This window comes from Acinetobacter sp. CAU_H_60, assembly GCF_058599385.1.
In genome coordinates this window covers 45,228-57,502 of record NZ_CM178653.1, presented here as the reverse complement: position 1 = coordinate 57,502, position 12,275 = coordinate 45,228, and the positions used below count along the sequence as shown (strand labels likewise).

The window sequence follows — 12,275 nt, the reverse complement described above, 5'->3', positions numbered from 1 at the left end:
AAAGATACGGAAATACTCATGAGCATATCTCAGGCTTTGCTAGAACAGTCGATTCAGATCAATATTCAACAGGCACTCTCCGAAGATATTGGCGATGGTGACATTACTGCCCTGCTGACTCCTGAAGATGAACAGGCGACTGCCACGATTATTAGCCGTGAAGCAATGGTTCTTGCTGGTCAGCCTTGGGTCAATGCCCTGATTCAAGCCTATGATCCGAGTGTAGAAGTGATCTGGCTAAAAAATGACGGCGATCATGTCGCTGCTAATGAAGCTTTTATAAAACTGGCCGGTTCTGCACGTAGCCTGCTAACTGTAGAACGCCCTGCCCTGAACTTTGTACAGACGCTGTCTGCAGTTGCGACCAAAACAGCAACCTATGTCAAAGAGCTGGACGGTTTGAATACCAAGCTCTTAGATACCCGTAAGACGCTGCCAGGCTTACGTATTGCTCAAAAATATGCAGTCGCTATTGGTGGCGGTCAGAATCATCGTCTGGGCCTATTCGATGCTTTCTTGATTAAGGAAAATCATATTATGGCAGCTGGCGGCATTCGCCAGGCGATTGCCAAGGCACACCAGATTGCACCGGGTAAACCGGTGGAAGTAGAAGTTGAAACCTGGGATGAACTAAATCAGGCCCTAGAAGCCGAAGCTGATATCGTGATGCTGGATAATTTCAGTCAGCAGCAAATGATTGATGCCGTTAAACATGTGGCTGGTCGCTGTAAACTGGAAGCTTCAGGCAATATCACCATTGATAACTTACGTGAAGTGGCGAGTACAGGCGTAGACTATATTTCGATGGGTGTACTAACCAAAGATGTCAAAGCCATTGACCTATCAATGCGTTTTAATGGTTAAAGTTTTATCAAATAAAAAAGGGTGCCATAGCCATTGCTGTCCCACAATTTTTCACAAGAGGAAGCTCAAATGAGCTTCCTCTTGTTTTATGGGTATTTTATCGGGTGAAAATAAAGCTTTTAAAGTTCTTCTTTCAAACAAATTCACTTGAATTATTCTGAGTAAACGTTGAACTGTCCAACCTGTTTTTCCTAAATGTTGAGCGAAACTCACCAATAAATAGGCGATCATCGCAATCCAGATTTGTGTCTGAATTGCGTTCCTGCTGCGGCCTAGAAACGCTTTTAATTTGAGATTCTGCTTAATCGCCTTAAAGAACAGCTCAACTTTCCAACGATCTTTATAAATCGCCGCAATGGTGGAGGCGGCTAAATGAAAGTTATTGCTGAGAAAGCTAAAGTGCTTGCCACTTTGCTGATCTCTATATTCAATTCTTCTTAACACTGGGGCTTTTCTTTTTAGGGCATGTGCGCTATTCAGCTGAATGGTTTCATCTTTTAGAATACCTTTGGATTCAAGCACTGGATGTTGCTGGATCACCTGATACACAGATTTAGGCCTAAAACGTGTGACAAATCCAATGTTTTGAGCAGTCAGATTTGCATACCATTGGTAATCGACATAGCCTTTATCAAAAACTACAATGCTGCCAGCAGGAAACTGGAATTTGCGGCCTTGTACCATGTCATTTTCTTTGCCATTTTCAACTGCAACAAACTCAGGAATATCATTGCTGTGATTCAATCCTATACTGAGTTTCATGCTGGCTTTTGAGTCGTGAACTTTGGCCCATTCACATAAGGAAAGCGACAGGTCAATATGACTGGCATCCAAGGAATACAAGGGATTCTTAAAGCGAAATTTATGAGCGACTTTTGAGTGTTCATAGTATTTAAGCAACTTGTAAAATAGCTGTTGATACAAGGCAGCAGGCTGCTGCTCATTGATTCGTGCCAGCGTGCTTCGGGGAATAGACTTTGCTCCGAGATGACTTAGCTTTTCCTGTTGGCACTCCAAATTGGATTGAATATCTCTCAGACTTTGCCTACAAGAGAATTGAGACATCAATATGGCAATAAACTGATCCCACCGGGAAGCTGCTCTAAATTTCTGTCCAACATGGTGTACTTTAGCAAGTTGTTCAAAATCCTGTCGCACAACAGGTTTAATTAGCTCATGAAATACGGTATTCTGATGTGACAAAACCTGAATCCTGGTCGTTAAAGTGTTTGTTTGCACTCATATTTTAACTGTTAGGACTCAGGTTTTTTTATTTAAAGCAAACTATGGGACAGCAGTGGTGCCATAGCACCCTTTTTTTTATTCTCAAGGATATAAATCATAGAGGTTGAATGGCCTCTACTCTGTTAATTGGTATCACTTCCTCGTTCCATATTTGCACCATCGCGGTTTTCATCACGAGAATTCGAATCACAGGCAGTTAAACCCAGTACAGCAAATACTGAAAATGCCATCAACCATATTTTCATGTTATAACCCTCTGAATGAGATTTGGTTGAAAGATCATCGCTTAAAACAGGGGTTACACAGTAGACAGATCCTGTTCATTTTTTTGTCAGGCAATGTGTAGCTATAATAAAAAACGCATCCGAAGATGCGTTTTTTTACAGCTTGAAAGGCTTACCAGCCTAAAGCTTCTTGCTGTTTCTTGATCAGTTCCTGAATCCCTTTTTCAGCCATGGCCAGCATGTCATTGCACTGCTCACGGGTAAATGGCTTATCTTCAGCAGTACCTTGGATTTCAATAAATTCACCTGCTTGGGTCATCACGACATTTAAGTCAGTCTGACAGTTTGAATCTTCTTCATAGCAAAGATCCAGCAGTACTTCATCTTTAAAAATACCTACAGAAATGGCTGCTACCAAACCTTTAAGTGGATCCTGTTTGATTTTCTTTTTCTCAAGCAATACATTCATGGCATCAATCAATGCTACTGCAGCACCCGTAATTGATGCAGTACGGGTACCACCATCTGCCTGGATCACGTCACAGTCAATGGTAATGGTATTTTCACCGAGTTTTTTCAGGTCGACCATTGAACGTAGGCTACGACCGATCAGACGCTGGATTTCCTGAGTACGGCCACTTTGTTTGCCGCGAGCAGCTTCACGATCACTACGGGTATGTGTTGAACGTGGCAGCATGCCGTATTCTGCTGTTACCCAGCCTTGGCCCTGACCTTTTAGGAAACGTGGTACAGAGCTGTCCACACTGGCAGTACACAGCACTTTGGTATGACCAAATTCAACCAATACGGAACCTTCCGCATAACGTGTATAGTTACGGGTAATTTTCACTTCACGTAATTGATCTAATGCTCGTTGGTCGATACGCATAATAGGTCCTGCTGTTGACTAAAAATAATTGCGGCTCAGTATAACAGAAGCCTCCGCCAAGATTGGAACAGAGGACAGATCATTTACAAAATCACTGGACACGCCTTGCTTGTATAGATTTTTCAGTCCATTGGGGCTACTGCGATAGACAGGTGTTTTTTGCTAAACTGCAGATCTGCCGAAGGAAAATCCCTATGTCTTTACGTGAAGAACGCAAGCAACAAAGCCGTCAGGCCCTCCTCGATGCTACCTTGGCATTGAGCAGCCGTGGCCATGCCTTTAGCAGCATCAGCCTGCGCGAAATCACTCATGAAGTCGGACTGGTGCCTGCCGCATTTTATCGACACTTTCAGAATATGGATCAGTTGGGACTAGAACTTCTGGATCAGGTTTCAATTCATCTCAAAGGTGTGCTGAATCAGTTAGGACCTGCAGATTTTTCTCTGGATGAGCTTTCAGCCAAGATCGAACTGTTTTTTCAGGCAGTTGATGCACATCCCGAAGCCTGGACATTTGTGAGTGCCGAACGTTGGGGCGGTTCTATCATTCTCAGACAAGGGATTGAGCGGGAAATTCATTATCTGACCCAAGACTTTCGGCATACCCTGGAACAGATTCCAGCCGCCCAGCAATCTTCTTCTCCAGCCGAATTAACCACACTGGCACAGGTCCTGGTTCCTCTCGCATTAAACTGGGCTATGGGCTGGATTCAGCTTCAGGCACAGCCTGATCCCGAACTGCGACAAACTCGGATAAATGACTTCAAAGCGCAAAGCCTAAAGCAGTTAGAACTGTTATTTCGTGGAATTTTATCTCAAACCTGAGGTCTCATCTGAGTGAAATCTATTTCACAATTCAATTTTATCCTGACATAAAAAAACCCGCATATAGCTGCGGGTTTTTAGATTCATGCAGATCTGGTGTTATTTAGCTTTACGCTCTTTTTCAACCAGATAATTCACTACTTGAACCACTTTGGCATCATCGCCCTGAACTACATACTTACCATTTACGGTTACCGCTGGTACGCCGCTTAACTGATAAGTCGCAGCCAGATTTTTGGCCTGTGCGATTTTTGAAGAAATCGGGAATGATTTATAAGTGGTATTAAATTTCGCTTCAGAAATACCATAACGGGTATAGAACTTGGCCAATTGAGCCTGCTCCAGAATTGGCTGTTTCTTCGCATGGATATCATGAAATAGCTGCAAATGCGCTTTTTGACGAACACCTAGAGCTTCAGACACATAATACGCACGAGCTGCCTGTTCCCATAGTGGATTCATCGCGGCTGGGGTACGCACGAAACGTACATCTTTAGGTAATTTTTTTAACCAGCTTTGCATGTGTGGTTCAAGAGAATAGCAGTGACCACAGCCATACCAGAAGAATTCACGGACTTCAATTTTCCCCGGCTTTTCAACTTTTACTGGATTCGCCAGGACTTGATAGTCTTGACCTGCTACAAAGTTGGCGGCCATTGCACTGCCAGAAAATGCCAAAACAGATGCGGCTACAGTGCCTAAAATAAATTTTTTCATTGGGATTATCGTCCTCTAAATCATTATGTCTAATTTATGGCTTCACTATAAAGTAATTATGCCGGTTTCGTTTTTATTCTGTGAACTTTTTTACAGCTTTTATCGCTTTTTTTTCCAGAATCGCTACACTAAACAAGTGTACTGATTTACAAGAAGTTAAATCTGTTTATACCGCCTCTGGGCGAACTTAAATTTTAAATAATCACGACTGATTGAGGTGACACCGATGTCGCAATTGAATGTTGATCCACAAGAAATTGCCAAGTTTGAAGCATTTGCAGCTATATGGTGGGATCAGCATTCCGAGTTCCGCCCATTGCATATGATCAATCCACTGCGTCTCAACTGGATTGATGAACATGCCGGTGGCTTGAGCGGCAAAAAAGTGCTGGATGTAGGCTGTGGCGGGGGCATCCTGTCAGAAAGCATGGCACGCCGTGGCGCTCAAGTGCTGGGCATTGATATGGGCGAAGCGCCACTGAATGTGGCCCGCATCCATGCCGAGCAGGAAGGTGTCAGCAATATTGAATACCGTCAGATTCCAGTAGAGCAACTCGCAGAAGAACAGGCCGGCCAATACGATGTGGTTACCTGTATGGAAATGCTGGAACATGTACCTGATCCAGCCTCTATTATTCAGGCCTGTTACAAACTGGCCAAACCAGGTGGCCATGTCTTCTTCTCGACCATTAACCGTAATCCAAAATCTTATCTGTTTGCGATCATTGGCGCAGAATATATCCTGCGCATGCTAGCCAAAGGTACACATGATTACAGCAAATTCATCAAGCCTTCTGAGTTGGCGCACGACATCCGTAATGCCGGTTTAAAACTGAAAGATATGACTGGCCTGCATTATAACCCGCTGACCAAGCGTTACTGGCTGGCACCGAATGTCGATGTAAACTATATGGTGTATACCGTTAAAGAAAGCGCGCAAGAGGCCGCCCAATGAAGGCTGTTCTATTCGACCTGGATGGTACTTTAATTGATACCGCGGCTGACTTTATCCGGATTATCCAGCATATGTGCCGTGAAGCTGGCCGTGACGTGGTGGAAGCCGATCTGATCCGTACCCAGGTTTCAGAAGGTGCCCGCGCTATGGTCAAATTGGTCTATCCGGAATTGCAACTGGAAGACCCGGTTTTCTTGGAGCATCGCCAGCGTTTTCTGGATATGTATGGTGCAGATATTGCAGTAGATACAGACCTGTTCAGCGGAATGTATCCTCTACTTGAAGAATTAGAGGAAAATGATATCCCTTGGGGAATTGTGACCAATAAACCGCGCTGGTTGAGCGAAGCTTTACTCAAAGCTTTAAACCTGACCGAACGCTGTGCCGTACTGGTCTGTCCGGAAGATGTGACCCGAACCAAGCCAGATCCGGAGCCGATGTATCTGGCTGCCGAGCAGCTACAGCTGGCTGCAGAGGACTGTATCTATGTCGGTGACCATCCACGGGATATCGATGCAGGCCGCAATGCCAAGATGTATACCATACTGGCAGCATACGGTTATTTACCACTGCAATACAAAGATGACTTAACAGCCTGGCAAGCCGACTATATAGTGAATACAGTGAACGAGTTACACCAGCACATTCAAAAACTGGTCTTGAGCGAGCCAAGTGTCCTGTCTTGATTCCTGAAACTACTGAAGACACTTAACAATAATAATGAGGAGGTAGATAATGAAGTATTCAGAATATCAACCTCGCCCCGATCTGTTAAAAGATCGTATCATCCTGATCACGGGTGCGGGCGATGGCATTGGTCGTGCAGCAGCAATCAGCTATGCCCTGCATGGGGCAACTGTAGTTCTGCACGGGCGTACCTTAAACAAGCTTGAAGTCATTTATGACGAGATTGAAAGCTTAGGTGCGCCGCAACCTGCCATTCTCCCATTACAGTTATCTAGCGCCTCTGAACGTGATTATGAATTATTGCTCGACACGCTCGATCGTCAGTTTGGCCGTCTGGACGGGATTTTGCATAATGCCGGTATTTTAGGCGAGCGAGTGCCACTGGCAGATTATCCGGTTAATGTCTGGGATGATGTCATGGCGGTTAACCTTCGTGCGCCTTTTGTGATTACCCAAGCCCTGTTACCCCTGCTGGAAAAATCCAAACATGCTTCTGTGGTCTTTGCCAGTTCCGGCGTAGGTCGTGAAGCCCGGGAATGCTGGGGCGCTTATTCAGTTTCAAAAATTGCCATTGAAGCAGTGAGCCAGTTATTTGCCAAAGAACGGGTCAATTCGAATATCCGTTTTAACTGTATCAATCCAGGCGCTACACGTACGGCAATGCGTGCCAAGGCTTATCCGAATGAAGATCCGAAAACCTTACCGACACCGGATTCCATCATGCCAGCCTATCTGTACCTGATGGGTGAAGATAGCTTGCATATGAACGGTCAAAGTATTGATGCGCAGGACTAAGCTCTAATTGATACTTATTTAAAAGCCAATGTCCGCATTGGCTTTTTTGTTTTTTAAATTCTATAAAGATAAGGCCCATTTGAAAGCTGCTTATTCTCCTGCCCAATTCATCCAGATTTCAGACTGAATCAGCCAGACCTTTCTTATTTCTACAATACTGTCTTTATTCAGTTCGCTGCAAATTCCCCTATACTAGCGCCAACAGATTTTTATTTGAGTGCAACATGACTGACTTAAACAACATCACCGTGACGACTTTGGAAGATGGCATGATCTCTCTGCTGGTCGATCAGCAGCCGATCTCTGAAAAATACGGCATGAAGTTTGATGCCAGCATTGTCGATGACATTCAGGCACTCGAAAATGGTCAAAAACTGAAACTGTTTGACCAGTTTGTCTTTTCCCATACCGATCTGAATTTTGAACATTCCTATCATTATGTGACGGGTATCGAAAAGCTGGACGATCGTTATCAGGTAGCGAAACACTTTGTCTATCGTATCAAGATCGAAGGTCAGCCTGAAATTGAACATGTGATCAGCAATCAGGGCAAAGCAATGACAGCAGAAGATGTGCGTACTTTTATTCAGGCACATGTACAGAAATCCCTAAGTGACTATACTGATCTGAACTATGCCTATTAAGATCGTTCATTAGATCCCGAAAGAGCACATTTACGGATGATGCTCTTTTTTTATCCTTAAATTCTTTAAAAAACAGACATAAATCGTTTTAACGAATCAATAATATAAAATTATTCGGTTTTCCAAATTTATATAAAATTTTTATAATGCTTTTCAAGTTAAATCAAAGCGAAGGAAAATTAAATGGCAGACCAAAAACGTAAAACTGAAACTATTCGTCGTATTGAAAACTTGCAGTTATCAACTGCCCTGATTTTGGCTTTAGAAGATGCAGTCGAGGCAGAGTCTGTGGCTGAAGCCATTCAGTCCTTACAGGGTTTAACGGAACAGTGGAACTGAAAAATTGCCATGCCCGAATCAAGATCTGGTGCTTAAAAAGAATATTTTTCCACTAATTTGAGACGGTTTTGATATACAATTCAGGACATTGCGCTTGCATCTTGATCCCGGTTTTGCTGAAATGCCAATGGGGCTGGGCATAACTGGTCAACTGACTGAAGTGCATCCTAAGCTTATGTAAAATCATGGCATAATCATAATTTCTCTGTAATTGATATAAAACTTCAGCCAGTTCTTCACAGTTTCTCTGCAATTTTTCCGTACATTAGTTACTGTAGAAAATGAACAATTGAATGAGGGTTCAACATGAAAAAGGTTCTGGTAACATTGGCGATGTCCTGCAGTGCATTCATGCTAGCAAATGTTGCAAACGCTGCCCCTCATTTCAATGATGAACAGCGTATGGAACGGGGTCCGGGTCATCATCAGGCCAAGAAATCGCGTGAGTTCCATGACGATCACCAAGACCAGTATGATAAACGCCGTATGCGTGAAGAACGTGGTGTTAAGCGTCTGCAGCAGTTACGCTGGCAGCCTGGCTATGTCATGCCGCAGCATTATCGCAGTAATGGCTACAAGGTCGAATATAAGGATCATAAACTGCCTAAACCAGACCGTAAGCAGCAATGGTACAAAGTCAACAATGACTACATTCTGGTGAACTCTGAAAATAACAGTATTGTCCGGATCATCGGAGACTGATTCAGAACCTGATACAAAGCCCATCCTTGTTTGGGCTTTTTGATTTTTAGGATGAGCCTTTTTAGGCTTTTTCTTATTTTAGAGCTTTCCTTTTAATCGTGGCTAATCTCCTAAATTCCTTCATGAATTTAACAATTCCACTAAACTGGCCTCACGCTTTCTATCCACTTATTCGCTAATTTAATCTCATCGAAAACATGTACAGATTTTTAGGTGAGAGCCATGAAAAAAGTTTTAACTACAATTGCCTTATCTCTTAGTGCGCTGGTTGCTACTTCTGCAATGGCCGCACCGCAGCATCATGATCCACGTTATGCACCGCATAAACCAGCACCGCACTGGGATCATAAAGATGCGAAAAAATGGGATGACCGTCGTTATAACAACCGTGGGGTTAACCCAAGCCGTGACTGGCGCGTAGGTCAAAAACTGCCAAACCAGTATGACAACCGTCGCTTTGAAGTCAGTGGCTATGAAGCACGCCGTCTGCCGAAAGCAGGTAAAAACCAGCAATGGTACAAAATCAATGGTGACTATGTGCTAGTCAACGATCGTAACGACAAGATTGTTCGAATCATCAACTAATCATTCTCTTTTCTGCCCTTCTAGCAGACACCTGCAGCTCGCTTCAGGTGTTTTTTTATATCTGTACTTCCACTTCAGTATTTTTTCATTAGAATCAAAGCTAGATCTTTAAATGTTGAAATGGGCACAGCTATGACTGCAGCAGAAACCTCACCGAGCAACACCTTGCAATATGTGCACTGGTTTCGCCATTCTGCACCTTATATCAATGCTCATCGCAATAAAACTTTTGTGATCATGTTTGATGGTGAAGCGGTATTGCATGACAACTTTCAGCACATCATTCATGATATTGCCCTGCTCAATTCTTTAGGAATCCGCCTGATTCTGGTGCATGGCGCGCGTCCGCAGATTAACCAGAATCTGGCTGCGAGTGGCTTCGAGACCCCCTTCCACCAACAGCGTCGGGTGACGACACGTGAATCCTTAAGCTGTGTACTGAATGCAGTAGGATCGATCCGTTTACAGATTGAGGCATTACTGTCGATGGGGCTGGCCAACTCACCCATGTATGGTGCGCGCATTGATGCCGTTTCTGGAAATTTTGTGACAGCCAAACCTTATGGCATCCGTGACGGGGTTGATTTTCAGTTAACTGGTGAAGTTCGGGCGATTGATACCGATGCGATTCAACGTCATCTGGACAATCATAATATTGTGATTCTCGGTCCGACCGGCTATTCAACGACAGGTGAAGTTTTTAACCTTCTAGCTGAGGAAGTCGCCACCAAAACTGCGACTCGCCTTAAAGCCGATAAACTGATTATCTTGGGTCGACAGCATGGTCTGCTCGACAGTAAGGGTCAGTTAAAACGGGAGGTAACCCCACAGCAATTGGATGACTATATTCTTTCTGATGAACAGGATATTGAAATTCGGCTCCAGCTCAAGGCCGCTCAGGAAGCTTCCCGAAATGGCGTCAATCGTGTTCATCTGATTTCGTATACCTATGACGGCGCCTTGCTGGAAGAACTGTTCACCCGGGATGGCTCCGGCACCATGATCACGGATGCGCATTATGAAGAAGTGCGTATGGCCGATATTCAGGATGTCGGTGGCCTGATCCGCTTGCTTCGCCCCTTGGAAGAAGAAGGTATTCTGGTTTACCGTTCGCGGGAACGTCTGGAAAATGAAATTGACCAGTTCGCTGTAATTGAGCGTGATGGCATGATTCTGGCCTGTGCAGCCCTGTATCCGATTCCGACTACGGGCAATGAACTGCGTTCTGCAGAAATCGCCTGCGTTGCAGTAGATCCAAGTTACCGTCAATCCAATCGCGGCAGCCAGATCCTGCATTATCTGGAAGATAAGGCCAAAAGTCTGGGTATTCAGCAACTGTTTATTTTAACGACCCGTACTGCACACTGGTTTCTGGAACAGGGCTTTGAACCGGCATCAGTGGATGATCTACCCGATGCCCGACAGGCTTTTTATAATTATCAGCGCAATTCAATTGTCTGTAAAAAGTCACTTTAAAGTGACTTTTTTATGCGCTCTCATATCTTTATTTTAGATAACGATATTCATAAAACCTGCATTCAGTATAAAAATACTATTGCTGATTTTTTAATAAGCATATCTGGCCACTTTATTTAGAATAAATAATTTTATATTTCATTATCTTATATAAATAATTCTTTTTTCCTAAATTAATGTGTAAATCAGTTTCCTGCATAAGTTTTGCACTTTTTTATTTATCTTTTTTCTTCATTAGAAATTCCTGAATAGTTATTTTTTTAGAAAAGTAAAAAGCTTTAGCGTATGCCTAAGTTCTTCATTTCACATTTCTAAATTTTCAGGAGTTCTGATTCATGCGCCAATCACACATTCAACTCTTCACAAAAACTGCGGTCCTTAGTGCTGCGGTGGCTGGCGTGATGATGCTTTCTGGCTGTGGCAAAAAACAAGAAGCCGTGACCCTGAATATTGGTTTCCAGAAATATGGTGTACTGCCGATCTTAAAAGAACGTGGCACCTTAGAAACGTCATTAAAAGAACAAGGCGTGAATGTGAAATGGGTTGAATTCCCGGCTGGTCCTCAGTTGCTTGAAGGCTTGAATGTCGGCAGCGTATCTTTTGGTGAAGCCGGTGAAGCGCCACCGATTTTTGCTCAAGCAGCGAATTCAAATCTGGGCTATGTGGCCAACCAGCCTGAAGCACCGAAAGCTGAAGCGCTAATCGTACAAAAAGACTCGAAGATTCAATCCGTACAGGATCTGAAAGGCAAACGTGTTGCCTTAAATAAAGGCTCAAATGTTCATTACTTACTACTCAAAGTCCTTGAAGCCAATAATCTAAAACTCAGCGATATCGAAGTGGTTTACCTGCCACCTTCTGATGCCCGTGCCGCTTTCGAACGCGGTGCTGTCGATGCCTGGGTGATCTGGGATCCGTTCTTCGCTGCAGCAGAACATCAGATTGGTGCCCGTGTCATCGCCACGGGTGAGAACATCGTCAGTAATCATCAGTTCTATCTGGCAGATCGCAAGTTTGCTGAAGCCAACCCACAGATTATTGAAGCTGTCGTGAATGAACTCAACCTGACCACTGAGTGGGTTTCTGCTCATCAGGATGAAGCAGCCAAACTTCTGGAAAAACCGACAGGCCTGGCCTTTGATGTATTAAAAACGTCTATTTCACGCATGGGCTTTGGGGTAAAACCACTCACTCCCGAAGTGGCACAAAAACAACAACAGGTGGCTGATGCCTTCTATGGCCAGCAACTGATTCCAGCAAAACTGAATATTCAATCTGCAATTATCGCGAAGTAAACCAAAGAACAATTTAGGGGATTTAATCATGACT

Annotated in this window: 15 protein-coding genes; 11 read left to right on the top strand and 4 right to left on the bottom strand. The window is 43.8% G+C overall.

From position 1 onward, the window contains the following. Nucleotides 1–18 precede the first annotated feature (18 nt). Nucleotides 19–864: a carboxylating nicotinate-nucleotide diphosphorylase gene (gene nadC, locus AC4MBN_RS00270; protein WP_491880459.1), complete on the top strand. Its 846-nt coding sequence runs from the start codon at nt 19–21 to the stop codon at nt 862–864. Nucleotides 865–915: 51 nt separating this feature from the next. On the opposite strand, the gene AC4MBN_RS00265 is transcribed toward nadC, so the two are convergent. From AC4MBN_RS00265 to rph, 3 genes are all read right to left on the bottom strand, one after another. Further along, nucleotides 916–2,067: an IS4-like element ISAbe18 family transposase gene (locus AC4MBN_RS00265; RefSeq protein ID WP_058951619.1), complete on the bottom strand. Its 1,152-nt coding sequence runs from the start codon at nt 2,065–2,067 to the stop codon at nt 916–918. A 164-nt stretch (nt 2,068–2,231) separates the two neighbouring features. Next, nucleotides 2,232–2,354 (bottom strand): hypothetical protein, encoded by a 123-nt coding sequence (locus tag AC4MBN_RS00260; RefSeq protein WP_005232802.1) that lies wholly within the window; start codon nt 2,352–2,354, stop codon nt 2,232–2,234. Between the two features lie 151 nt (nt 2,355–2,505). Continuing rightward, the gene (gene rph, locus AC4MBN_RS00255) at nt 2,506–3,222 is read right to left on the bottom strand and encodes a ribonuclease PH (RefSeq protein WP_004781384.1); all 717 of its coding nucleotides are present in this window, start codon (nt 3,220–3,222) and stop codon (nt 2,506–2,508) included. Nucleotides 3,223–3,416: 194 nt separating this feature from the next. Between rph and AC4MBN_RS00250 the strand changes: the two genes are divergently transcribed. Beyond that, entirely contained in the window at nt 3,417–4,046 is a 630-nt protein-coding gene (locus tag AC4MBN_RS00250; RefSeq protein ID WP_491880458.1) for a TetR family transcriptional regulator, read from the top strand. 99 nt (nt 4,047–4,145) lie between these two features. On the opposite strand, the gene AC4MBN_RS00245 is transcribed toward AC4MBN_RS00250, so the two are convergent. Continuing rightward, on the bottom strand, nt 4,146–4,763 hold the full coding sequence (locus AC4MBN_RS00245; RefSeq protein ID WP_004781380.1) for a thiol:disulfide interchange protein DsbA/DsbL: 618 nt from the start codon (nt 4,761–4,763) through the stop codon (nt 4,146–4,148). Nucleotides 4,764–4,989: 226 nt separating this feature from the next. Between AC4MBN_RS00245 and ubiG the strand changes: the two genes are divergently transcribed. The 9 genes from ubiG to AC4MBN_RS00200 all read left to right on the top strand — a co-directional run bounded on the left by ubiG (nt 4,990) and on the right by AC4MBN_RS00200 (nt 12,241). Then, on the top strand, nt 4,990–5,718 hold the full coding sequence (gene ubiG / locus AC4MBN_RS00240) for a bifunctional 2-polyprenyl-6-hydroxyphenol methylase/3-demethylubiquinol 3-O-methyltransferase UbiG (RefSeq protein WP_312210328.1): 729 nt from the start codon (nt 4,990–4,992) through the stop codon (nt 5,716–5,718). Further along, nucleotides 5,715–6,404: an HAD family hydrolase gene (locus tag AC4MBN_RS00235; RefSeq protein WP_419365440.1), complete on the top strand. Its 690-nt coding sequence runs from the start codon at nt 5,715–5,717 to the stop codon at nt 6,402–6,404. The genes ubiG and AC4MBN_RS00235 overlap by 4 nt, the downstream gene beginning before the upstream one ends. 49 nt (nt 6,405–6,453) lie before the next feature. Then, nucleotides 6,454–7,200 (top strand): YciK family oxidoreductase, encoded by a 747-nt coding sequence (locus tag AC4MBN_RS00230; protein WP_004781375.1) that lies wholly within the window; start codon nt 6,454–6,456, stop codon nt 7,198–7,200. 224 nt (nt 7,201–7,424) lie between these two features. Beyond that, nucleotides 7,425–7,844, top strand: a complete 420-nt coding sequence (locus AC4MBN_RS00225; RefSeq protein WP_419365439.1) for a hypothetical protein — start codon at nt 7,425–7,427, stop codon at nt 7,842–7,844. Between the two features lie 183 nt (nt 7,845–8,027). After that, nucleotides 8,028–8,183, top strand: a complete 156-nt coding sequence (locus tag AC4MBN_RS00220; RefSeq protein ID WP_004781372.1) for a hypothetical protein — start codon at nt 8,028–8,030, stop codon at nt 8,181–8,183. Nucleotides 8,184–8,489: 306 nt separating this feature from the next. Beyond that, nucleotides 8,490–8,885, top strand: a complete 396-nt coding sequence (locus AC4MBN_RS00215) for an RcnB family protein (RefSeq protein WP_491880457.1) — start codon at nt 8,490–8,492, stop codon at nt 8,883–8,885. 222 nt (nt 8,886–9,107) lie between these two features. Next, nucleotides 9,108–9,470: an RcnB family protein gene (locus tag AC4MBN_RS00210; protein WP_166137582.1), complete on the top strand. Its 363-nt coding sequence runs from the start codon at nt 9,108–9,110 to the stop codon at nt 9,468–9,470. 132 nt (nt 9,471–9,602) lie between these two features. Next, nucleotides 9,603–10,946, top strand: a complete 1,344-nt coding sequence (gene argA / locus AC4MBN_RS00205) for an amino-acid N-acetyltransferase (protein ID WP_179991887.1) — start codon at nt 9,603–9,605, stop codon at nt 10,944–10,946. A 335-nt stretch (nt 10,947–11,281) separates the two neighbouring features. Then, nucleotides 11,282–12,241 carry a sulfonate ABC transporter substrate-binding protein gene (locus AC4MBN_RS00200; RefSeq protein ID WP_491880456.1) on the top strand — a complete coding sequence of 320 codons (960 nt, stop codon included), beginning with the start codon at nt 11,282–11,284 and terminating at the stop codon, nt 12,239–12,241. Nucleotides 12,242–12,275: the final 34 nt, after the last annotated feature.